23 protein-coding genes are annotated in these 23375 nt (G+C 50.9%); 8 read left to right on the top strand and 15 right to left on the bottom strand.

Going from position 1 to position 23375, the window contains the following annotated elements; genetic code table 11:
- Window positions 1-67: 67 nt before the first annotated feature.
- Window positions 68-1225 (top strand): TolB-like translocation protein, encoded by a 1158-nt coding sequence (locus tag PBOR_RS15765; protein ID WP_042213172.1) that lies wholly within the window; start codon window positions 68-70, stop codon window positions 1223-1225.
- 100 nt (window positions 1226-1325) lie between these two features.
- On the opposite strand, the gene PBOR_RS38070 is transcribed toward PBOR_RS15765, so the two are convergent.
- From PBOR_RS38070 to PBOR_RS15750, 4 genes are all read right to left on the bottom strand, one after another.
- Entirely contained in the window at window positions 1326-1520 is a 195-nt protein-coding gene (locus PBOR_RS38070) for an SDR family NAD(P)-dependent oxidoreductase (RefSeq protein WP_342671115.1), read from the bottom strand.
- Complete coding sequence (locus PBOR_RS15760; protein ID WP_042213170.1) at window positions 1510-2523, bottom strand: LacI family DNA-binding transcriptional regulator; 1014 nt, start codon at window positions 2521-2523, stop codon at window positions 1510-1512. The genes PBOR_RS38070 and PBOR_RS15760 overlap by 11 nt, the downstream gene beginning before the upstream one ends.
- A gap of 6 nt (window positions 2524-2529) precedes the next feature.
- Window positions 2530-3609 (bottom strand): amidohydrolase family protein, encoded by a 1080-nt coding sequence (locus tag PBOR_RS15755; protein ID WP_245648263.1) that lies wholly within the window; start codon window positions 3607-3609, stop codon window positions 2530-2532.
- Between the two features lie 278 nt (window positions 3610-3887).
- Window positions 3888-4223 (bottom strand): antibiotic biosynthesis monooxygenase, encoded by a 336-nt coding sequence (locus PBOR_RS15750; protein ID WP_042213167.1) that lies wholly within the window; start codon window positions 4221-4223, stop codon window positions 3888-3890.
- 224 nt (window positions 4224-4447) lie between these two features.
- Between PBOR_RS15750 and PBOR_RS15745 the strand changes: the two genes are divergently transcribed.
- A complete protein-coding gene (locus PBOR_RS15745) occupies window positions 4448-4999 on the top strand; it encodes a hypothetical protein (RefSeq protein ID WP_042213166.1) in 552 nt (183 codons plus the stop codon).
- A gap of 91 nt (window positions 5000-5090) precedes the next feature.
- On the opposite strand, the gene PBOR_RS15740 is transcribed toward PBOR_RS15745, so the two are convergent.
- The 6 genes from PBOR_RS15740 to PBOR_RS15715 all read right to left on the bottom strand — a co-directional run bounded on the left by PBOR_RS15740 (window position 5091) and on the right by PBOR_RS15715 (window position 9947).
- Entirely contained in the window at window positions 5091-6224 is a 1134-nt protein-coding gene (locus PBOR_RS15740; protein ID WP_042213165.1) for a DUF4179 domain-containing protein, read from the bottom strand.
- A complete protein-coding gene (locus tag PBOR_RS15735; RefSeq protein ID WP_052429494.1) occupies window positions 6214-6750 on the bottom strand; it encodes a sigma-70 family RNA polymerase sigma factor in 537 nt (178 codons plus the stop codon). The genes PBOR_RS15740 and PBOR_RS15735 overlap by 11 nt, the downstream gene beginning before the upstream one ends.
- A gap of 160 nt (window positions 6751-6910) precedes the next feature.
- Complete coding sequence (locus tag PBOR_RS15730) at window positions 6911-8143, bottom strand: aminopeptidase (RefSeq protein WP_042213164.1); 1233 nt, start codon at window positions 8141-8143, stop codon at window positions 6911-6913.
- A gap of 148 nt (window positions 8144-8291) precedes the next feature.
- The gene (locus PBOR_RS15725; RefSeq protein WP_042213161.1) at window positions 8292-8942 is read right to left on the bottom strand and encodes a hypothetical protein; all 651 of its coding nucleotides are present in this window, start codon (window positions 8940-8942) and stop codon (window positions 8292-8294) included.
- Window positions 8926-9426 (bottom strand): RNA polymerase sigma factor, encoded by a 501-nt coding sequence (locus tag PBOR_RS15720; RefSeq protein WP_157764047.1) that lies wholly within the window; start codon window positions 9424-9426, stop codon window positions 8926-8928. The genes PBOR_RS15725 and PBOR_RS15720 overlap by 17 nt, the downstream gene beginning before the upstream one ends.
- Window positions 9427-9599: 173 nt before the next feature.
- The gene (locus PBOR_RS15715; protein WP_042213160.1) at window positions 9600-9947 is read right to left on the bottom strand and encodes a hypothetical protein; all 348 of its coding nucleotides are present in this window, start codon (window positions 9945-9947) and stop codon (window positions 9600-9602) included.
- A 256-nt stretch (window positions 9948-10203) separates the two neighbouring features.
- On the opposite strand from PBOR_RS15715, the gene PBOR_RS15710 reads away from it, so the two are divergent.
- Complete coding sequence (locus PBOR_RS15710) at window positions 10204-11295, top strand: VanZ family protein (protein WP_342671114.1); 1092 nt, start codon at window positions 10204-10206, stop codon at window positions 11293-11295.
- Window positions 11296-11329: 34 nt separating this feature from the next.
- Complete coding sequence (locus tag PBOR_RS15705) at window positions 11330-12832, top strand: amidase family protein (protein WP_042213158.1); 1503 nt, start codon at window positions 11330-11332, stop codon at window positions 12830-12832.
- A 67-nt stretch (window positions 12833-12899) separates the two neighbouring features.
- Here PBOR_RS15705 and PBOR_RS15700 read toward each other — a convergent pair whose 3' ends face one another.
- A complete protein-coding gene (locus PBOR_RS15700) occupies window positions 12900-13667 on the bottom strand; it encodes an exodeoxyribonuclease III (RefSeq protein WP_042213156.1) in 768 nt (255 codons plus the stop codon).
- A 136-nt stretch (window positions 13668-13803) separates the two neighbouring features.
- Here PBOR_RS15700 and PBOR_RS15695 point away from each other — a divergent pair, with 136 nt between their 5' ends.
- Window positions 13804-14976, top strand: a complete 1173-nt coding sequence (locus PBOR_RS15695; RefSeq protein ID WP_042213155.1) for an MFS transporter — start codon at window positions 13804-13806, stop codon at window positions 14974-14976.
- A 195-nt stretch (window positions 14977-15171) separates the two neighbouring features.
- On the top strand, window positions 15172-15459 hold the full coding sequence (locus PBOR_RS15690; protein WP_042213154.1) for a hypothetical protein: 288 nt from the start codon (window positions 15172-15174) through the stop codon (window positions 15457-15459).
- Between the two features lie 116 nt (window positions 15460-15575).
- Here the strand turns inward: PBOR_RS15690 and PBOR_RS15685 are convergent, their stop codons facing one another.
- The gene (locus tag PBOR_RS15685) at window positions 15576-16685 is read right to left on the bottom strand and encodes a citrate synthase/methylcitrate synthase (RefSeq protein WP_042213153.1); all 1110 of its coding nucleotides are present in this window, start codon (window positions 16683-16685) and stop codon (window positions 15576-15578) included.
- A 111-nt stretch (window positions 16686-16796) separates the two neighbouring features.
- Window positions 16797-17651, bottom strand: coding sequence for a helix-turn-helix transcriptional regulator (locus PBOR_RS15680; protein ID WP_042213151.1), 855 nt, complete (start codon window positions 17649-17651; stop codon window positions 16797-16799).
- A 171-nt stretch (window positions 17652-17822) separates the two neighbouring features.
- Here PBOR_RS15680 and fabF point away from each other — a divergent pair, with 171 nt between their 5' ends.
- Window positions 17823-19061, top strand: a complete 1239-nt coding sequence (gene fabF / locus PBOR_RS15675; RefSeq protein ID WP_042213149.1) for a beta-ketoacyl-ACP synthase II — start codon at window positions 17823-17825, stop codon at window positions 19059-19061.
- A gap of 409 nt (window positions 19062-19470) precedes the next feature.
- On the opposite strand, the gene PBOR_RS15670 is transcribed toward fabF, so the two are convergent.
- The gene (locus tag PBOR_RS15670; RefSeq protein ID WP_042213148.1) at window positions 19471-20346 is read right to left on the bottom strand and encodes a LysR family transcriptional regulator; all 876 of its coding nucleotides are present in this window, start codon (window positions 20344-20346) and stop codon (window positions 19471-19473) included.
- Window positions 20347-20497: 151 nt separating this feature from the next.
- On the opposite strand from PBOR_RS15670, the gene PBOR_RS15665 reads away from it, so the two are divergent.
- Complete coding sequence (locus PBOR_RS15665) at window positions 20498-21679, top strand: MFS transporter (RefSeq protein ID WP_281192341.1); 1182 nt, start codon at window positions 20498-20500, stop codon at window positions 21677-21679.
- A gap of 107 nt (window positions 21680-21786) precedes the next feature.
- Here PBOR_RS15665 and abnB read toward each other — a convergent pair whose 3' ends face one another.
- A complete protein-coding gene (gene abnB, locus PBOR_RS15660) occupies window positions 21787-23220 on the bottom strand; it encodes an arabinan endo-1,5-alpha-L-arabinosidase AbnB (protein WP_042213144.1) in 1434 nt (477 codons plus the stop codon).
- Window positions 23221-23375: the final 155 nt, after the last annotated feature.

Here is a 23375-nt window from a genome sequence, read left to right as displayed (position 1 = left end):
TCCGCGTCTATTCTTAATAATAGGGATTGGATATATTATCCCAATCTCAGGAAATGGATGTGAATCTATGAACCGCAGCATGAGGCTATTCTCGCTATTGCTTGTAACGGTTGCCGCACTCAGCGGCTGCACTTCACAGCAGGAAGATTCACCCGCACCTTCTTCTCCATCAGCTGCTCCCGGATACACCGGAACGGTAGCCACAAGCTCACCCGAGCCTGCCGCCTCGCCCTCAGCCGCGGGATCTACCGAAGCCCCTGCGATGGCAACCTCCGTGCCGGATCGGGCAGACTCCTTCCTGGGTGTCCGGCTTATTGATAAACAGGGAGAAGTGGTTAGAGAATGGGCTGCTGCAGCCATTAACCTGTTCCAGCCAGTACGGACCGGGCAGAACGAAGAGCAGGAGCTGTTTATCTACCGGATCGGCAGTGAGCAGCCTGAGCTTCTGGCGGAGGACGGAAGCATTACATCCTGGCCTGCTCCGCAGTGGTCGGATGATGAACCCCCTTACGGCAATGACTATGGCAATGATATCCTCTATGCGGACCGGCTATTAAATGATGAGATATTCGCCGTCAAAGGAAACCGCACTTTATACCTTGTGAATATAATAACCGGAGAAGCCAAGAAGCTGTACTCTGCCAAACGGCCGGTCTATGGCCTCACCGCATCACCGGATAACAGCCAGGCTGCCCTGCTTGTTGCCTCTGAGCCGTATATAGGACCTGATGCCGATTTGATAGTGCTGAACCGTAAGGGCGAAGAAATATTCAGCAAACCGAAGGCCAGCGTTCAAAGCCACAGTGACGGATTTCTCTTTATTTATCCGATGGCCTGGAAAGATTCCGTTACCCTCGCTGTACCGGCCAGCGGATATGAGCTGTATGGCAACGGTGGGGTGAATCTGGTTCACATCGATACCGGGGTAACTGAATTCCGGGAGAAGCCGTCTCTACCCGCTGACCTGCTGCGGCTCTTCGAGGAATCTGCCGGGAAGGTGAAATTCCCGGAGGAGCTGCACTTCCTCCCCGAGCCAGGAGACCAGCCTGTCTATTATGCAGTTCAAGGCATGAACTCGGATATCTGGCTGCTTAATCAGAAGACCCGGCAGGCCGTGAAGCTGGAGAAGGGACGTCTGCTGAAATGGACTACTGACGGCAACCTGCTGGTAAGTGCAACCTCAAGGGAACTGCTGGAGGCCTATTTAGGGATAGAATCTTTATAACCTCAGTCTCTAGTTTAATACCTATCACACGCAATAAAAGCGGGGATCGGCCTATGTGCCGGTCCCCGCTTTCCTGTATTCACTACAAATTTATATCTTTTCATTCCAAATCTTCAAACATCATATTATTGAACCCTGTCTTATAGGGTCCCGGATTAATGGTCGCTACATGGATGCCGAATTCGGCCAGCTCCTGCTTAAGTGTCTGGGCGATCGCTTCAATCGCATGCTTGGACGCACTATAGGTACCTAGCTGAACCAAGGCCGTCAGGACACAGAGTAGTCTAACCTTCAAACGGTATAACTGTATCCCGTCTAATGAGCTCAGGGGCAAGCCGCAGACTTCTTCCGGCACCGCCATTCATGATTTCAATCAGCAATTCAGCAGCAAGTGTTCCTATCTCCTCGTAACGATGGCGGATGGTGGTAAGCGGCGGATTGGTGTACGCGGTGAAAAAAGAACCATCATAGCCGATCACCGAGAGATCATCAGGCACCTTAATCCCCTTTCGGCCTAATTCCATAATAACACCCATAGCCATCAGGTCATTGGCGCAGCATACCGCCGTAAGATCGGGTTCTCTGTCCAGCAGCTTAAGTATTGCCCCTGCTCCGCTGCTTCCGCTGAAATCCCCGATTTCGATACATGAAGCATCATGCTCAATTCCTGCCAGGGAGAGCAGAGCTTCGCGAAACCCCTGATACCTTGCTTCGCATATATGTACTTTCTCCGGTCCATTGATATAGCCGATTCTCCGGTGCCCCTGCTCCACCAGAAACGCACCGGCCATCCGGCCGCCCTCAAGGTCATCAGATCCCATCAGCGAACAATGCGGACCTACAGCTGAACCCAAATTGACAGCGGGAATCTGCAGCTTCAGCACCTCCCTGATGACCGGATGCTCTTTGGAGAACGGAGGCATAAATATACAGCCCTGCAGATTACGCATCCTTATCCAGTGAGATAAGCTGTTTGGTGCATAATCCCGGAAAGGAACAGAGAAGATCAGGATATCTTTCTGAAACAAACGTAGAGCTTTTCTTAAGGAGGCAAAAATATCTTCAAACTCCCGGTTGGATTCCCCCTCCATCTCCGGCATGAACACCCCGACCAGATTGCTGGTACGGGTTACCAGCTGCTTCGCGCCAAGATTCGGGACATACCCTAGCGTTGCTGCCGCTTCTTGAACCCGGGTAACGGTTCGGGGATGCACCCCGTAGCTGCCGTTCAAGGCTCTGGATACCGTACTGACGGATAATCCCAGCTTGTTTGCAATATGCTCCAGTGTGATGTCCATATTCATTCACCCCTTTCCGGCTTCCGCCAAAATCCGTCCGGCTTTCACCTTTGTAAGCTCCTCCTTAGGATATTTCACTCCGGTATCGAGTTCAAGCTTATGTATAGCGTCAAGCTGCGTTTCAGTAACTGGCTGGGCCTGAATAAGGGCATCCAGGTTGTCATGGGCTATTTTACGGGCAAGCTCTGGGTCATCAAGCAGATCAATGAACCGGTAAATCGCTTCAATCGCCTGTTTTTCACTTTCGATTCCATAACCGGAGTCAGTACTGACCATGAAACGGTCCGGGAATTTCTTCATGACCGGTATGAATGATTCAGCGTCCCCGCCTGCCGGATTAAACATCGTGAAGCCGGCAAAAAAGTCTGCATACAAATTGGGATGAGCCGATAATAGCCGGTCGATCTCCTCAGAGGTATTATAGGCATTGATATGCGCAAAAATAAATGTCGTCTGCGGATGCTCATCTAACGCCTGCTCCAGCTTGGCAACCGGCATGCCGCCAGGCGGATCGATATGCAGCAGCAGCGGTGCTTTGTATTCTGCTGCCAAATCGTAGATTTGCGGCAGGTAGCCGTCCATCGGATGCTCCGCTTTCCACTCCACTCTGGACACGACTGGCGACGCTGTTGAAGCCGCAGCGATCTCTCCGAGGCCAAAATATCCTTTCTCCAAATTATTCTTGATAACGGTTAGACAACCGGGATCATGCAAATCGAATCCTGAGAAATATGGAATGAACAATTCCGGATCATACTGATAGGCGAGCCATGCTAAGCTGTCGCTAAGAATTGCACTCGACTCTGACACATCGCCAAAAAGGACGATTTGCTTCACATTGTTGTTTCTCCAGGTATACAGCATCCCCAGGTACTTAGCGCCGCTGGCATCATGATTGTGCGCATCGATCAAGCCGAGCCCGCTATACTTTGCTGCTAATGCTTCCAGCTCTTTTTGCTTGGCTATGGCCGGGTTTACAGTGGCTTCAGGAGCCTCAGTCTCCGCTGGTGCACCTGCTGTTATTTCCGGTGATGGTAATGCCCCGCTCTGAACCGCAGCCTTTTGCTGCTGGCTGTTATTTACCACAAGTAACAATATTAGTCCTCCTAGTACAATGATCATTCCTGCGAGCCATTTTCCCTTCCTCCGCATGAATCGCTCAGCCCTCTCTTTTTCGGGAACGTTCCCGATAGTTGAGATAAATATAATATTTATAGGAGATATTGTAAATGTAATTTTAGAGAACGTTTCCGAATATTATGATTTATCTCTCCTATCCAATCCCTGGAACGCCTCCGGTATAATATCTTAGTCAATATACCGGAGCGTTACAGTATGAGGGATGTGCGCTGAATTAGCCCGGTTTAGGCGCGTTTCCCGTAAGCCTTGCCTTCTTTTACCGTCTGTACATGATACATATTTACTGTAGTACTAATGATATAAGCCGGCTTCTCCTGCCCTCTGCTGTTCTTGTGGCCCTGGAGATGCGCGTCACTCTTCTCCCAGTTCTTCCAGGCTTCTTCCGATTCCCAGCGGATCAGGATAAGCACTTCCTCCTGCTCCTTGTTCTTCTTGTTGACCATCACACTGAGATCGATCAGCCCGTCCATTTCTTCAATGGCCCCCGGTTTGCTGAAGCGTTCCACTACAGCGCTACTGTTGCCTTTTTCTACTACGATGGATCTGGTTTGAATGTACATGTGATCTAGTCCTCCTGAGAATGCTGCTATAATGAAATGCAGTTCGGCTATAGCGAGCTAAATTTGAATAATCTCATTCTAATTGATAATAGTTATCATTGCCAGCAGGAGCTTAGCAGTATAGATAAAGTTTATTTTATAACAGAGAACTCACTAGAACGAATACGCCTCCCGGTATACAGTATTAATAGTTAATAACTATTACTATAGAAAGCAGGCAGGATATGAACATCGAAGTAAAGCTTACCGGACTTAATGAAGCCTATATCATCAAAAATATGTACCCGCTCTATCTGCACGATTTGTCGGGTCATTACGGTCTTGTAGAAGGACATACCCCTAACCGGCACGGTGTATTTGAGGACGATGACGAATGCCGCACTCTGGCAGACCAGTATGAAGTGCAGAATATCTGGTGGGAGAAGCCGGGGATTCTCTACCCTTTTCTGATCCGGGTGGATTCACTGCCGGCCGGGTTCGCACTGATAGCTACTCCGCCGCACTGCGCGCAGGGGGTTAATTACTTCGTAAATGACTTTTTTCTGCTGCAGCCCTTCAGGGGGAATGGTATCGCGGAGACAGCGGCTGTGGAGGTGTTTGAGCGGTTCCGGGGCGAATGGGAGCTGTTCACCAACCCGGCGGCGAAGAATATAACCGGACAGAAATTCTGGCGAAAGACGGTTGCCCGCTATACGCAGAACCAATATACCGAAAGAGCCGGAGAGACTTTCGACGGGAATATGCTTGCCTTCCGGTTTAATAACCGGATTAAATAAGTGTTAACTTTAATAGCTAGATATACTCAGCACACACAGCACAAAGGCTGACACACTGAAAATACAGCGGCCAGCCTTTGCTCATCATGGTTTACGGCAGAATGGGCACGTTAATTTCCTTGGCATTCTTCCCCGTACCTGTCTTCAGGATCATATTCAGGGACTTAGGCTGATCCAGCAGATTGCTGCCGTATCTCCGTTCAAACCCATCATAGGTTCCTGAACCCGCTGTCATTCCCAGATGGACAGTTCCATATTTAGTAACAGACTGAATTTCATTCCCGTATCCAGCTACAAATATTTCTTGCCTGTTCTGCCAGGTAATCTCCGGCTCATTCTTAATTTTAATCATTGTCCGGATCAGCAAAGGTGAGATTTCAACCTTCTCCAGCGTCACTGCGATCCCTTCCAGCATGAAGTCTACATCCGGCTGAACAATGACAGTTTGCTGCCCTTTGAATTTCGGGTCCAGCTTGAAGCTGACCTTAAGTCTGGGAGAATAATGCACATCGGCTACATTCACACCCTTCTTTAGGTCTTTCATTTTACCCGTGTCCATAGAGGCGATCTGGAAATCTGCTTCAAGCTGCTCCGGAAAAGGTTTGGTCCGGTCCAGCTGGATGACGCCGCGGCCGTAGAAGATACGTTTCTCCTCTAAGCCGGTGCTTTCATCGTGTCCGCCGATTTGACCTTCACTTTCGAGATAATAACCGGTTGCCAGATTCTTTATCCGAGCGCTGTTAATGTTGTATATTTCCTGCCCTTCGGCTACATTCGCGGTATACAAAAAGATAATTCTGTTCTCATCCGCGGTTACCGCATCCAAAGTTATCTGATAATCCCCGCTTACTGCACTTTGATTAACCGGTTGGATATAACCGTGCCGGAACGCTGAGTCCAGAGTCGCCGCTTCCATATCAAAAGAATATAGCCGCTTATACTTTTCAAACTCTCCCCAATTCACCGTTCCAGCGGGTCCGGCAGTTTGTGGTGTAGAATCATGGAGAATTGGAATGAAAAACAGGATCAATGCGGCAACCGCAGCGGCAGCCAATCCGATAAAGGAACCTCTGGTGAGTCTGCCCTGCCAGCTTCTCCTGCGTCCGCGCTCCATTCCCGCCTGAACTGCCATTCTGATCTCATTGCCTCCGGCATCCGCTTGGGCTTCCTTGTGCATACGGACCGCATCAGACAGCATTGCCTGTTCTTCCCTGCTATTGTTCATTCCATTCACCCCGGTTCTTCATAATCATCCTAAGCTGCTTCAGTCCTTTGTGCTGCCAGGTTTTGACGGTTCCTTCCGGCTTCTTAAGCAGCACTGCAATCTCGGCCAAGGTCATATCATTGTAATATTTGAGCAGCAGCACATGACGGTATTTCAGCTTCACCTGAGAGAGCGCCCACTGCATTTCCATGGAATGGGTACTGTTCTGAATGACCGGCTCCATCATATTCTCAGCCGCGGTAGGAACTGCCCTCTTCCTTCTGCGCTGTTCGTCAATGCAGACATAGATTAATATCCGTATCAGCCAGGATTTGAATGCCTGGGGGTCCTTCAGGGTTCTTCGTTTCATCCAGGCCCGGCAGGTTGTTTCCTGCAATGCTTCCAGCGCATCGATGCGGTTGCCCAGATAACTGTAAGCAATATGATACAGCTGATCACTGTGCTCCATAACCGCTTTAACAAAATCCGTCTCTTCATGCGGCACAGCGGCAGTAACCCGCTTCATCTCTGCCCCGGACATCGTCATCTCTCCCTCTCCTCTCCATCACTTTTACATGAATTAGACGGAGAGGTTATGCAAACAGTTTTACCCTGCGCCAAAAAAAGCCGCAATCCCCGGCTGACCGGGAAAGTTGCGGCCTTTCTTGTGAAATGCAGCTGACTATCAGCCGCCGGTTATCCTACATCTACAGTACCCAATTGCCTTGGCGGAACACCGGTTCGATGGTCCCGTCGGCCAGCTCTCCGTCAATATCAAGCTCCGAAGAGCCAATCATGAAATCGACATGCGTAAGGCTGACGTTGGCTCCCTTCGCAATCAGTTCTTCACTTGTCATCGAAGTCCCGCCTTCAATGTTAACCGGATACGCACTGCCAAGGGCGAAATGGCAGGAAGCATTTTCGTCGATTCCGGTATTATAGAACACTCGGTTCAGCCGGGAGATCGGCGAATCATGCGGCACCAGTGCCACCTCTCCAAGATAAGAGGCCCCTTCATCCGTATCCAGCAGCGAGGTCAGATGCTCGCGCCCGGATTCGGCATCATACGCTGTAACTTTGCCGTCCGTAAAGGTAATCGTAATTCCATCCACCAGCCGTCCGTTCAAGTTAAGCGGGAGTGTGCTCTTAACGGTACCATTTACTCCTGTACGATGCGGCATCGTGTAGATCTCTTCCGTAGGCATATTCGCTACAAAATATACACCGTCAGCATTCTCGCCGCCGCCACCGCGCCACAGATGGCCTTCCGGCAGTTCTACGTGCAGATCCGTGCCCGGTGCACGGTAATGCAGGCTCTTATAACGCATGGCATTCATCCGCTCCTGGCTCTGCTTCAGATCACCGATATGACTGCGCCATGCAGCAACCGGGTCCTCACTGCCCACACGGTTCATCTGGAACACCGCTTCCCACATCGCATCAATCCGGCCTTCTTGAGGCAGATCAGCGAATACCTTGTCCGCCCAGGCGCGAGTTGGTGCCTTGACCAGCGACCAGCTGATTCTGTTGTTGCGGGTATAGTTCTGATATTTCTTGCGCGCTACCGCAGCAGCCTTAACAGCTGTGGATACTTTGGCGGAGTCAATTCCGCGGAACAGTTCCGGGTCCGGTACCTTAATATGTAATATAGCTCCGCCTTCTTCAGCGAATCCCTCCAGCATATCGGCATGCCACTGCGGATAATATCCGAAGGAGTCCTCCGAAGCCTTCTCGTAACGGATGCGCGTTACCGCTTCATCATCCCAGTCCACAAGCACATATTTAGCCCCTGCCTCGTATGCTTTGCCCACGATCAGCCGGGTAAGTTCCACAGTCTCCAGCGGTGCATGCACCATCAGCACTTGCCCCGGCTGCACGTTCACGCCAACCTTCACCACCAGCTCTGCGTATTTCTCCAGTAACAGATCAAAATCCTTCATGTCTTCTCTTCCTCCGTATCTTTTCCGTCTGTGTATGATTCTTCTCTTGCGTTAAACAAGCCCACTTGTTATTTTAACGCAAAATGGAGCAGGTGGCGATTACTCTTACTTCATCCTGTACACTTTTGGCTTGTATACCGCGCTGCTGCTACTCAGCCTCTATCCATTCTCCTGCGAATACGCCCTGATTATCCTCGCGGATAAGGATCAGCGACTTGCTGATTACATTATGATTGTGGTAAGCAATCAAGGTCAACTCGCTCTGCGAAGCAGCTGACTGCAGCTTATCCTCTAACATGGGCGACCAATAGATGATTTCCCCCGGTTCCAGATCAGCTTCCGTTCCCAGCGGATATACTTTATAATCAGGCGGATTCCAGCGCAGAAAGCTGCCCTGGGTGGTCATCAGCTTAATCTCATCGGCGCCTTCAGCCGTAATCAGAATCGGGAAACCCGGAGCCCTGCTGTTCGTCACACGGTAGTTTCCAATGGGAAAAGCAATCTCCGGCTTCACCTGCTGCGGTGCCCCGTCTGCGGCATACACAGTGACGGCAAAGATGTCCCTCCATACCTGAAGTTTACCTGGTCCCGTTGATGTATCCCTGTACAGCAGCAATATTATTGGTAGTATGATAAGGGTAAGTGAACCTGCAAGCGCTATACGGAGTCTGAATCTGCCACGCCAGTGAAATCCGGTTCTGCCTGACTGTCCCTTTTCCCGGAGCACATTACTGATGATACGGTCCGTAAGCTCTGGCGGAGCCGTTATCTCCTTCATTCCTCTAGAATATGGCTTCATCGCCCATCCCTCCGATCATGGTCTTCAGCTGGTCCCGGGCCCTTCTGAGCTGCGTGCGGACGGTGCTTTCCTTGCTGCCCAGCATTTCGGCAATTTCAGATGTGCTGTAGCTTTCAAAATAATACAGATGGATCACCATCCGGTATTTGGCCGGCAGCCGGAGCACCGCCTCCACCACATCGCGGTCCTCTTCACGTGTGATAGGTAATTGCGGGGGAGATGTAGAAGCTACCCGCCTTCTCCACGGACTGCGCAGCATATCTCTGCTGCGGTTAACCGTGACTCTGATAAGCCAAGCGCGTTCATGCTCCGGATCACTGAATTCCGGCTGATGTTTATATAATCTGATGAACACATCCTGGCAGATATCCTGTGCATCGGCCATATTCCTGACGGATGCCAGGGCCAGGCGCAGCACCATATCCGAGTGCTTATGGATCATTCGGGTAATGTATTCTTCTGTACCGGGCAATGGTTTCTCCAAGCGGCTTCGACTCCCTTCATGAATAACACGCAGCAGGAAGCGCAAATGTTTCATTCTATTATAAAAAGTTCCATTCCGCCTCCGGTAGGGCTGCAGAATGGAACCGCTTGAATGTTCTCAGATTGGGTAATGTCTGATATGGTAACGCCCGGTGATTCTAAGCTAACTGCCGGCTACTGCTTATCCACCTGCAGCAAGGTAATTGTCTTGACGTCATACGTATGCGAAATCTTCTCTTCTGCAATCACTTTCAATTTCGTGAGGCTGGCTACTTTGGCCGGGTCTGCCTTGGAGAGCAGCCTCCAAAGTTCAGGGTCTGACAGGGTCTGATAGAGCTTGTCGTCATCATATTCCTTACGGTTCTGCGTGACAAGCTTCACTTTGTAGCTGCCGATAACTGATTCTGCCTTGCCTTGTTCAGCGAAATAGGCCAGAATATCCTGCCTTAGCTCGGCCAATTCCTTTTCCAGCTCCTTCTGCTTGGCCTTCAACTTATAATACCGCTGCACCTTCTTCTCCATCTTATCTCACGCTCCTCTCCACATATGTATGCAGGAAAGAACGGCTAGAATGATTAATTCCATTGAGTAAGCCCTGGTTTAATTCTATACTGAAGTCGGTTCAAGCAAGTTATAATAGGGGAAATAGTCTGCAGCGTTAAAAATCGCGGTCTCATACATAATGTTAGAATCTATATCGTGAAATCGTTCAGACAAAAACTAGGGCAGCAGGTGAAACATGTTTCAATCCTATCTTTTTCCAATTTCTTATGCATTCATGGCTTTTCCGTTAGCGGCACTGCTCTTCACTTTGCCGTTCCTGATCGTTCAATACCGCCGGCATGGTTACATCAACAAGATCCGGGCGCTGGTACTCTATCTGTTGCTCCTATACTTGCTGAATGCCTTCTTTCTTGTGCTGCTGCCTATGCCAGAATCGCGCCATAATGCTGCACCTACCGGGCATATGCTCCAGCCAGTGCCGCTGCAGTTCATACAGGACATCCTGCGGAATACACAGCTCTCGCGTAATGACCCTTCAAGCTATCTTAACGTACTGCGCGAACCGGATTTCCTGCTGGCCGCCTTCAATGTTGCGCTGACACTACCTTTCGGGCTCTTTCTGGGCTACTACTTCCGGACACGCTGGGTCGTGTGCATCATACTTTCTTTCGGATTATCACTATTGTTTGAGATTACTCAGATTACAGGGATATACGGATTCTTCGATCATCCTTACCGGATCTTTGATGTCGATGACCTGATCACCAATACGTTCGGCGGAATTGCCGGATTCCGGATCGCCTTATGGATCTCCGGGCTGCTCCCGCGGATTGAACAGCTTGACAGCCAGGAGGATTTATCGGCCAAAAAGGTTACCTACACACGCAGAGGCCTTGCTTGCCTGCTGGATGCAGTCCTATGGACCGCCGCTGGACTGCTCCTTAACCAGCTATCCCTGAATATATCATTCTGGGCAGTCAGTGTTGTATATTTCCTGATCGTTCCCCTCTGTACCAGAGGGCGGACGCTGGGCAAATGGGTGGTGCGTATCCGGCTGAGCAGTGCGGATGATGGACCACTCAAGCTATGGATGGTGTGGGTGAGGTATGGTTTACTCTATGGATTGCTTGGAGGAATAAACTTCCTGATCCTTGATTCTGCACTAATGCAAAGTTTCGGCACAGCAGGATCTACGATTATACGAATTACTGCCGCGCTTGCCGATCTGGTATTCATCATACATCTGATGCTGCGGATGTTTAAGCGTGACCGTCCGCTATTCTATGAACAATGGAGCAGGACACGCAATGTGATTACCTGGCCTAACCCGCAGCCGGCAGCTGCCGGTGAAAGCCTGGCCAACTAAAATTCAATAGATAGAGAGAGAGAACATTACAGCCATGAAAAATAACGATATTCAATCCCCCGCCCGGGAGTGGCAGGAGTGGATTATTGAAGCGGATATAACCGGCATGCAGCAGGAAATGGAGCAGGGAAATGTAACTTCCGAGCGGTTAACAGCGCTGTATTTAGAGCGGATTGACCGGTATGACGGCCTGCTGAAATCTGTGCTGGAGATTAATCCGGATGCACCGGAGATTGCCCGGATGCTGGATCAGGAACGCCGGGATAAGGGAATACGCAGCCCGCTGCACGGAATTTCCGTCCTTGTTAAGGATAACATCGCTACTTCGGACAAGCTGCACACCAGTGCGGGATCGCTGGCATTGGCAGATTACAGGGCTGCTGAAGATGCTGCAGTAATTCATAAGCTACGGGCTGCAGGCGCCGTGATTCTCGGAAAAGCCAATATGACGGAGTGGGCTAACTTCATGTCGCCCACCATGTGGGCGGGATACAGCTCACGCGGCGGACTTGTGCTGAACCCTTACGGGCCCGGTGAGCTATTCATCGGCGGCTCCAGCTCCGGAAGTGCTGCGGCCGTTGCCGCAAACCTGGCAGCAATCGCTCTGGGCACGGAAACTTCCGGTTCCATCATTTGTCCGGCTGCCCAGAACTCGCTGGTTGGCATCAAACCTACTTGGGGGCTGGTAAGCAATGCGGGGATTATTCCGGGGATCAGCAGTCAGGATACCGCCGGTCCGATAGCCAGAAGCGTAGCGGATGCTGCACTTCTGCTCAGTGTCATTGCCGGTGCCGGAGAGCCTCCCCAATTGGCTGCGCCGGATGGAACAGCAGCCAGACATGATTATACTGCCTCTCTGGATATGGACTATGTGAAATCCAGACGAATCGGAATCCCGAGATTCTATTATCGGAATTTGGACGAAGAAGCTCTGCAAGTGATGGAATCTGCCATAGCTGTTCTTAAAGAACTTGGAGCTGAAGTGATCGACCCCATCGAGCTTCCATGCCAGAATGCGGAGTGGAATGCAATTATTCTGCAGTATGAGTTCAAAAAAGGGTTAAACCGTTATTTAAGCGGCCTGCCGGCATCCCTCCCCGTGCATTCCTTGCAGGAGCTGATCGAATTCAACAACCAGCACAGCGGACAGGCGCTGAAATATGGCCAGGGAACACTGGAATGGCTGGATACTTCCGGCGATGACATTACAGAACAGGAATATCTGGAGCAGCTGCATTCCTCCCGGTCCATGGCGGGCAGACAAGGCATTGATTATGCATTGGTGCATTATGGGCTGGATGCCATCATGTTCGCCGGATATCACGGCACCGACCTGGCGGCGAGAGCCGGTTATCCGCTCGTTACAGTCCCGGCCGGTTATACCACTACCGGGGTAATTGCACCGGGAGGCTATATCACTAACGGTCCGCAGGGGGTCACCTTCTCCGCCTCAGCCTTCAGTGAATCCGTGCTGATTGGCATTGCTTATGGATTCGAACAGGCCACGAAACACCGGCGTCCGCCGCTTCTAAAGTAACAAATAGAGGCTGTTTCCCCTAACTTGGGAAACAGCCTCTATACTTTACCCTAACAGCATTATGAATCTAAGCTTCCGCCTCATCGGCAAGATGAAGGACTACAGGACAATGATCGCTGCCTAGCACATTGCATTCAATACCCGCATCCAGTAGACGCGGGGCAAGCCGTGAGGAAGCCAGGAAATAGTCGATACGCCAGCCTACATTCTTCTCCCGCACCTTCGGCATATAGGACCACCAGCTGTAGGCACCCTCAAGCTCAGGATAGAAATATCTGAAGGTATCAACGAACCCGGCCTCCAGGAGCTCTGTCATCTTGCCGCGTTCTTCATCGGTGAAGCCTGAATTGCCACGGTTCGATTTGGCATTCTTGAGATCAATATCCTGATGTGCCACATTCAGATCCCCGCAGACGAGAACCGGCTTATGGGCATCCAGCTTCAGCAGATAATTCCGGAACTCATCCTCCCATTCCATGCGGTAATCCAGTCTCGCCAGATCCCGTTTGGCATTCGGAGTGTATACATTCACCAGATAGAAGTCTGTGAATTCCAGGGTAATAATTCTTCCCTCGTCTTCCGTATCCTTATTCAGACCGTATCTGACAGACAGCGGCTTAATCCGGGTGAAGACGGCCGTACCTGAATATCCTTTTTTGAGGGCATAATTCCAGTACTGCGAATATTCCTCTCCGTGGTCAAGAACAATCTGACCCTCCTGAAGCTTCGTTTCCTGCACGCAGAAGATGTCTGCGGCACTTTCCCGGAAATATTCGTTAAACCCTTTATTCACACAAGCTCTCAGACCATTTACATTCCAGGACACCAGCTTCATCGTTGTCATTCTCCTTACCATTCACTAGAATTACTTTCAGTGTACCATATTATCCGTCCCCGGAAAGACTTGACCATGATACAATAATTAGGCTTGCCTGAACATAATCTATGAAAAACGAGGTTTCACTACTGCTATGAACACCCCAAATGTACTGCGCAGCTTCAACTTTCTGTACTTCGCCCTGCTGGCGATGTTCATCCCCTTCCTTCCGGTCTATCTGGACAGCCAAGGCTTAAGTCCGGCACAGATTGGCTTCGTCATCGGAACCGGAGGGTTCATCACCATCATTGCCCAGCCGCTGTGGGGCATGATCAGCGACAAAACACGGACAATCCGCAGAGTGCTGCTGCTCCTCCTGCTGTGCTCAGCGGTTACAGGTTACCTGTTGTATCATTCGGGCAGCTATATCCAGCTGATTCTGATCGCCATGCTGCTCTATTTCTTCCTGATGCCGATTGATCCGCTGACCGAGAGCCTGAATTTCCGGATTGCCGAATCCGCAGGAATCAGCTACGGTTCCATCCGCACTTATGGAGCGCTTGGCTACGGCGTGATGTCCCTGCTGACAGGCTATTGTCTGCTATATTTCGGCGCTGGCGGTCTCGGGATTTTGTTCGCAGGAACAAGCCTGCTAAGCCTGCTTCTCTGCTGGAAAATGCCGGATGCACCTGTAACAGGCAAACCGGTTACCCTGGGCAGCCTCAAACAGTTCCTGAATAACAAAGAAACCCTGTTGTTCCTGGTGCTCATCTTCATAAGCTCCGTTCCGGCACGGATGAACGACACCTTTATCGGTGTCTATATTCTGGAGCTGGGCGGCAAATCTGCACTGGTAGGCCAGTCCTTTTTCATAGCGGCAATCAGTGAGATTGTAGTCTTCGCCTTGAGCTTCTGGTGGCTGCGCAAGGGCAAGGAGCTGATTATCATCTCCTTCTCGGGCGCATTCTATTTCCTCCGGTTCTTCCTCTCGGCCTGGATCAGTGACCCGCAGCTGCTGGCTTATCTGCAGGTTCTGCAATTGCTGACGTTCCCCGTCTTCTATTCGGCGGCTATCCAGTACCTGTACAGCATTGTGCCGGAGGAGTGGCGGGCTACAGGCCAGACTGTGCTGGCCTTGCTCTTCTTCGGAGTGTCCGGTATTCTGGCCTCCTATGCCGGAGGTGCAATCTATCAGGCTTACGGCGGCAGAGTGCTCTACTTGAGCATAGCAGCCATGTCTTTTGCCGGAATGCTCTTCGGGCTTATCCTATACCGGATCTATGGCAGACGGTCCAATGATAAAGAGTATCCTGCAACAGCTTCATAGTTCAGTTCATAGACTTAATCCATAGCTTTATTTAGCCAAAAAAAGCCTCCGCCCGCCATGGGTAGAGGCTCTTCTTCTATTAAATTCTACTCCTGTCACCCTATCAAAATGTGCTAATCTCCCAAGACATTCGTTACAGCAATCATAGTTTCGGCGAATATGATATCCTATCAAACGAAAAAGGAGGTCATTACCATGGCTATCTTATTACCACAACAATTCTTCAATCTGGCTCCCTCGGTAGGCAAATCTTACTACGAGAATCTGGCAGGTGGCATTAACGCGGCTGTAACCGTGAATAACAACTCCGGTTTCCCTGTGGACCTTGTCCTTTACAGGGTTAATGCTCCAATCGTCACTTATACTATCCCTGCACTGAACAGTCTCACAATTTCTGTAAACTTGCTGCTAGTTGCCGCACTTCTTAGCACAGCCGCAGGCGCAGTCTTCGGCACCATTGAAGTCGCAACCTCTGAGTTCTAATCTAATGTCTGAGTATCCCCCTCATACTCTCTCATTAACATTCCCTTGTTCAACATCTCCGGCTGTTTGACGGCCGGGGATGTTTTTGTGCTGTTATAAGGGGGATTCCTCTGCTATTACGATACTACCTCCGATTCAGGCATAGGTCCGATATACGTAGATTGCGGGCGGAAAATTCGGTTATTGGCCGCCTGCTCCAGAATATGAGCCGTCCAGCCGACAATTCTGCCAGCCGTGAAGGTTGGAGTAAATATCTCCGGTGAGAGCTGCAGCGCCTTCAGAATCGCTGCCGCATAAAACTCAACGTTTGTGAACAGCCGCCGGCCCGGTTTGTATTCCTCCAGCAGTGCAATCGCTGTGGCTTCCACATGCAGAGCAAGGTCAAAGGATGCGTCCTTGCCGATCATCTCAAGCGTGGCAATCTGCAGTGCTTCAGCACGGGGATCTTTGGTCTTATAGATGCGGTGTCCAAAGCCCATCAGCTTCGTCCCGTTATCCAGCGCATTACGCAGCCAAGGCTCTGCCCGTTCAACCGTTCCGATATCCTCCAGCATTGAGATGACTTCATAAGGCGCGCCGCCATGCAGCGGCCCTTTCATCGCCCCGATGGCTCCGCATACCGCTGCGCACATATCGGATTCAGTCGAGAGTACTACCCGGCCGGCAAACGTCGAAGCGTTCATACCATGCTCCATGCAGAGAATCAGGTAAGCACTGAGCGCCTTGACATGGGCTTCCTCCGGCAGCTTTCCTGTCAGCAGGTACAGATAGTTCGCAGCATGGCCAAGCTCAGGAAGCGAATCCAGCGGTTCCAGGCCTTGCAGTCTGCGGGCTCTGTACGCGATGATTGCCGGGAGAACGGCCGTCAGCCGTACCGCTTGCTTCAGCGTCGGCGGCCAGGTCGTATTCTCTTTATCCCCTAGAGCAGCAACTGCACTCTGCAGCACCAGCATAAGCGGTACTGAAGCCGGAAACAGATCCAGCATTCTGCACAGATATTCAGGAATGACTCTCTCCTCTGCCATCTGTGCCTTGAGCTGTGCCAGCTCCTCCGCATCCGGCAGACGCCCGTTCCAGAGCAAATAAGCAACTTCCTCATAACTTTTGCTTACCGCAAGCTCTTTCGCCCAATACCCGCGATATACCAAGTGTCCTTTCTCTCCATCAACCAATCCGATTTCAGTTTCTCCGGCAACTACGCCTTCCAATCCGGTTACTTTAGCCATTGACCTTTGCCCCTTTTACGATCCCGCAGGAATTAATTCATCATATAAGGAGTATAAACGTCAAATTCGATATTGCATATTTATAGTTTTTTATGAATCCATAAATAATATCTATCGCCCCAACGGTTCAGGCGCCATCAGCTGCTTCAGCTTGGATTCTGTGTTGGAATCTCCGGCGGGGGTGTAGATGCTGCAGCGCAGATCCGTGCTGCCCTGCACCTGAAGCGAGGTCAGATGGAACAGCATTTTGCCGGCTTTGGCATGCCGGAACTCCAGCACAACGTCCGGAGCGGAGCTTACCCGGCTCTCCTCCCATAGCTGATTGAACTCCGGATGCTGCTCCTTCATCTCTGCAATGAAATCATCATACCAGCGGTCCTCCAGATATTGTCCATAATAGGCGCGGAAAATGGACAAGTACCCCCGGACAAACTGCTCCCAGTTCACGGCCAGCCGTCTGAATTCCTTGCGTACAAATAACAGGGAGATCATATTGCGCTGCTCAGGCGGCAGCTTGGCGAAATCAAGAAACACATGTGCTGCTGCCTCATTCCAGCCGACAATGCCGCAGTGCCGGTCGGAGATCATTGTTGGACAGGTCTTGAGCTCCTGCAGGATCTTCTGCAGGGACGGATGAATCACTGAGCTCTCCTCTTGAGGATACACCATGCTTCCCGGCCCGTTGTCCAGGGCCAGTGCAAATAAGTAGCTCCGTTCATCCTTGGTCAGCTGCAGTGCTGACGCAATACAATCCAGAACGGATGGAGATACTTTAATATCACGCCCTTGCTCAAGCCACGTGTACCAGGTATTGCTGACGCCAGCCAGTTGTGCCACCTCTTCGCGTCTAAGTCCCGGCGTCCTTCTGCGCGCTCCTTCCGGCAGTCCTGCCGCTGCCGGAGAGATGGCCGCACGTCTGGATTTCAGGAAATCTGATAATGCTTGCAGCCTGTTCTGATTGGACATTATTTGCCCCTGCCTTTCGCTTTGTCTGCCTATTAGTGTGGTAGTAATTATACCAGTATAAACTACAACTTGTAATAGGATAAGTTAAGTGGAACAATAGGTCTAGAAAGCATCAGATTATGCTTACAATACTTAAATTTATGCTCACATAACTTATAGGAGGATTAGAGTATGGAACGCGTAGTGATCACAGGGATGGGCGTTATTTCGCCGCTCGGCAATACCGTAGAACAGTTCTGGAACCGCTTGGCTGCAGGTGAATCGGGGATTTCGCCGATTACTACTTTTGATACAGCACACTTCAAGACCAAAATTGCCGGCTCTGTGCAGGAGTTCGATCCAGATGCAAGATTCGGCCGCAAGGAAGCCCGGCGAATGGACCGGTTCAGCCAGTTCGCCCTCGCTGCCGCCGAGGAGGCTTGGGCGCATTCGGGCCTGCAGCTGGACAAGATCGACCGCGAACGCCTGGGAGTCTATGTAGGCTCCGGAGTCGGCGGCATCCAGACTCTGATGGAACAGGGCGATGTGCTGCGTTCCCGCGGGCCGGAGCGGGTAAGTCCTACCCTGATTCCGATGCTGATCTCCAATATGGCGGCAGCAATGATCAGCATTAAGCTTGGAGCCTTAGGGCCGACCCTATCGCCGGTCACTGCCTGCTCGATTGGTAACACCGCCATCGGAGAAGCCTTCCGCCTGATCCGTTACGGGGGAGCCGATGTGATTATCGCCGGCGGGGCTGAAGCAGCCGTGACCGAAATTGCCCTGGCCAGCTTCGGCAATGCCACAGCTCTATCCACCCGCAATGATGAGCCGCAGAAGGCCAGCCGGCCTTTTGACCAGAACCGTGACGGCTTTGTCATCGGGGAGGGAGGTGCAATTGTCATCCTGGAGTCCCTCACCCATGCCCTGCAGCGGGATGCTGTTATCTATGGTGAAGTAACCGGCTATGGCGCCAGCTCCGACGCTTACCACATGGTAGCTACTCATCCTGAGGGCATAGGTGCCTATCAGGCGATGAAGCTGGCCCTCAGAGAGGCCGGAATCACTCCGGGGGATGTGGATGTAATCAGTGCGCACGCAACCAGTACGATTGTCGGAGACCGTTCTGAGACGATGGCGATCAAGAAGCTGTTCGGCGATGACGCCTACCGGATTCCGGTAACCGCGAACAAGTCAATGACCGGACATGCTCTGGGAGCAGCCGGAGGCCTGGAAGCTATCGCTCTGCTCAAAAGCATTCAGGAAGGCCTGATTCCGCCGACGATCAATCTGGAGCAGCCTGACGAATTCTGCGACCTGGACTATGTCCCTAACCAAGCCCGCCAAGCGGACCTGAAGACCGGGATCTCCAACTCCTTCGGCTTCGGCGGACATAATGCGGTCATCGTGCTGCGCAGGTATGAGGAGTAAGTCAAGGTAAGCTTACGGTATTCAGTGGCGTGGGAATAGAATGTTACTACCTGAACAGCGGATCTCCGGATGGAGGCCCGCTGTTTGGCGTACAAGTTACCGGTCAATCGCTGCGGGACTGGCGAATACGTCAATTCCTTACATTGAATTCATTACCGACAGAATGGAGGCTTCTTAGGAGGCCCTGTAAGCATAAATGTTGTACGTTTTGCAACTCTGATTCATGGGTAACCGGGTGTTCGAGAAGATTGTTGTATAAAATACAAGAATAATCCGGCTAAGCCGCTTGAAAACGCTGAAATCCTGCATTCTATACAACAATCTTGAATTTCGGCCGCTAGGATCAGGAAAAAGTTGTATTATGGGCATGATTTTATAAGAAGTTACCCTATCAGGATCTGCATACAAATCAATTGAAATACGCAATAGTTTTCTCAATAAATGCCTTAGCCGATTTAGTCAGAAAACGGTCGGACCGGTGAATGATCTCAAAGTGACGGTATGGCGGGTCATCTGTTATCCGAATGCAGCGCAGAGTTGGTTCATTCATCGCCTGGATCAAAGGATAAGGCAGCACCGTACCTCCGACGTTGGCTTTAACCAGGCTAATAATGGAGGTTGCCGAGCTGGTCTCCATGATCGTATTTAAGCTGAATCCATATTTACGGCAATAATTATCCACCAATTCTCTGCCTGTAAATCCTTCGGGGAACATCACCGTCTGGATATCACGCAGTTCCCGGATACCTATCGAGCTTCGCTCCGCCCAATCATGATTCTCGGAAACGACGAGTACATATTCTTCACTGCACAAAGAAATGCGTACAAGCCGGTCATCAGGAGCAGACGTAACGTCAATGCCGATGTCTACTTCATTCTCCAGCACCTGATTCAAGACGTAGACCGAAGAGACAACCTTCAGCTGCACCTTGGGAAACTGTGTATGAAAATTCACGAGCAGAGGAGTCATCCGGTAGTCCAGATCGGAAGGGAGAACGCCGATGACCAGCCGGCCCCGTTGATCATTGCGGAATTCAGCTAACGCATCCCGGGTGTTCTGTAAATGCCGGATCATCTGCACACAGTGCTCCAGATACAGATTTCCTGCCTGGGTCATCACAATCTTTTTGCCAACCCGGTCAAATAAGGGAACGCCGAGCTCATCCTCCAGCGCACGTATTTGTTGACTCAGCGTAGGTTGAGAAATGCCGAGTTTCTCAGCTGCCCGGGTGAAATGAAGCTCCTCACACACAGCAATAAAGTTCTCCATCTGACGAATCTCCATCTAAGCCGCCTCCTATCATTGGTTTTAGTAATCATTTTAATAGAAACTATAGTATTGTTCAATCATTCTAATAATTCTATACTTAATCGAGCATAACCCAGAGCTCTTTGAACAACAAAAGATCACGGGTGAATGCAACGATACTACTACCATGAGGAGATTCATAATGAAACTTTTTTACATCGTCTTAGCGCTTATCCTGGCTTCAGTGAACTTACGGCCCCCCATTACATCCATATCTCCTCTAATGAGCACCATAACATATGATCTGGGTATAAGCGGGATTACCGCCAGTCTGTTAACTACACTTCCGGTATTATGCATGGGCATATTTGCTCCGTTCTCCGTTAGATTAAGCAGAAAGTGGGGAAACGAAGGGGCCATTGTTCTGGCGCTAATTCTCATCGGGCTGGGTACGGGATTACGGTGGTTTGCGGGTACCACTCCACTGATGATGTTCACTTCGTTTCTGTCGGGTGTAGGGATTGCGCTGGCAGGGCCGCTGTTGTCCAGCTTCATTAAGCAGTATTTCCCTGACCGGGTGGCGGCCATGGTGGGGATCTACTCGACAGCGATGGTGACAGGAGCCAGTATCAGTGTGGGACTGTCGGTTCCGCTTCAGCATACGCTGGGCGGATCATGGAGGGGCTCGTTGGCTGTATGGGCATTGCCCGCAGCCATCGCATTGCCGGTCTGGTTGCGGTTAGCCTGGTCTGCGCACACAGACCGGCAATCCGGTGCAACTAAGAGTGTACTTCATACACCGCTTCCGGTGAGGAGCAGGCGGGCCTGGCTGCTGACCTTATTCTTCGGGCTGATGGCAGCGATCTTCTATTCGTTAACCGCCTGGCTTGCGCCAGCCATCCAGAGCCAGGGGTATAGCCAAGAGACGGCCGGCAACATCCAAACGTTATTTACATTGATATCGCTGCCCTCTACGTTGTTCATTCCGATGCTAGTACACCGTTATCAAAGACGTGTATTCTGGCTTGTCGGCTGTGCGTTAATGGAGCTGACGGGTGTCCTGATGCTGAACCTATCCATTAGCCCTTGGCTCGCAGTGATTCCACTCGGTATCGGCGCAGGCGGCCTGTTCCCGATTGCACTGATGCTGCCCATTGATGAAACAAGCAATGCTGAGGAAGCCAGCAGCTGGTCTGCAATGACCCAATCCGGAGGCTACATTCTCGGGGCGCTTGGCCCGCTAGCCATTGGCTGGTACTACGATGCAACGGGCAGCCTCGTACAAGCATTCTATGGCTTGGCTGGAATCATTGTGCTTCAGGTTATCGTTCAATTGGCAATCGGAAATAAAAAAAGTTCACCAGAATAAAAACAGCGGCAGCCGAGGACTTATTCCGTCCTTTGCTGCCGTTGTTTCGTATAACAGGTCAACCCTATACTTTATATCTGCTTACAATAGCCTTGGCCGGGATAAATTCACTTGTTCTCCGGTGAAACCTGGCTTCCCCAGACTGAGATGCCTTCCGCCGAGAGTGCCGTGAATGTCATCACATTGCTGGCGGCGGCTTCATTCCATTCACGCAGGAACACTCCGCTGTACTCCGTCCCGTTTATAGTCAGCTTCGCATTATGCCCCTCACTCAGAATCCATGTACCTGTTACTGTGCCGCTTATCGTCCCGTCTGTGTTCAGCTTAATGTTCTCCGACTCCACAATCTCAGCCGTGATATCCTTGCCGTGATTCACATATTTGTACTCGCCGGTCACGTCCTTGGATGAGTACTTGCCGATCTTCTCCCCGCTGTAGCGGTGAGGTGCCACTACCGGCCAGCCCGCTTCGTTCATGAACATCTGGTGCACCCGCACTTCATGCTTCTCGCCAAGGTACGGGAACCGGGTGTGGAAGATCAGATAATACTGCCCGCTCTCCTCATCATAATATGCTGAATTATGTCCGGGAGAGACATACCCTGCACCGCTGGCAGAGGGCTCCTCCTCAGAATTTACAAATTCATAATTCCCCATCAGCTTGACCCCGTAAGGGGCATATGCCGGATCATCAAACAGAACTCCAGCGGTTCCCCGCGCGTCAATCATGGCTTTGCCTTCAGAATCTTCAAACGGTCCATCCGGGTTCCTGGAACGGGCCACACGGATATTATAACCGCCGTTCGCATCGAGTCCTCCGTAAGAAAGGAACAAGTAGTAGTAATCCGTCTCCGGACTGTACAGCATGTACGGCCCTTCTATCCGGGCATGATTGGCCCCCAGCAGCTTCTTGCCGTATCCTTGGTCTGCCAGAGGAAATCCCGTAGCCGGGTCCAGCTCCAGAATGAAGATGCCTCCGGAATACGAGCCATAGACCATCCACAGCTTGCCGTCCTTATCATAAAAGACATCAGGGTCTACTACATTCGGCTTCTCCGTAGCATCATAGACCTCACCGTCATCCCCGGTGCCGGCCATACCCGACTTAAGGATAATCCCTTTATTCTTATAAGGGCCTTCAACCTTGTCCGCGACTGCGATGCCGAGTGCCGACAGCGGGGAATCTCCCCGGCAGGCATCGTAGTACATGTAGAACTTCCCGTCCGCCAGTTGAATCACATCAGGTGCCCACAGGGTATCCGATTGTGCCCAGCTGAGAGTCTCACTGAGTTCCTCCGTTACATTGGGAATAAGCACGTTGTCATCGGTAACACCGGAGGAAATCTGTGTCCACGACATCAGATCCTTGGATTTGGCCGATGCCAAATGCGAACCAAATACATAATAGGTGTCTTCAACCTTGATCACGGAAGGATCATGGACAGATACATTTTCAAACTTGGGTATGCTTGCCGAGTTGCCGCCGCTGCAGGCAGACAGTAACGCTAAGGATATCAAAGCGGTTAGTGTTCTTGTTCTCATATTCTAATAACCTCCCTATGTATACCCTTACATTTTGCTGCGCAAGTACAAATTAGTCAATACTTTTATTTATATGTATTTGTATTATTTTAGGTTTATATAAACTTAAAGTCAGGCAGATCAGCCCGACATGTTCTTTACGGGGACTTAAGCTT

Origin of the sequence: Paenibacillus borealis (assembly GCF_000758665.1) — a bacterium.
Lineage (GTDB): Bacteria > Bacillota > Bacilli > Paenibacillales > Paenibacillaceae > Paenibacillus_AQ > Paenibacillus_AQ borealis.
This window is presented reverse-complemented; position numbering and strand designations above follow the sequence as displayed.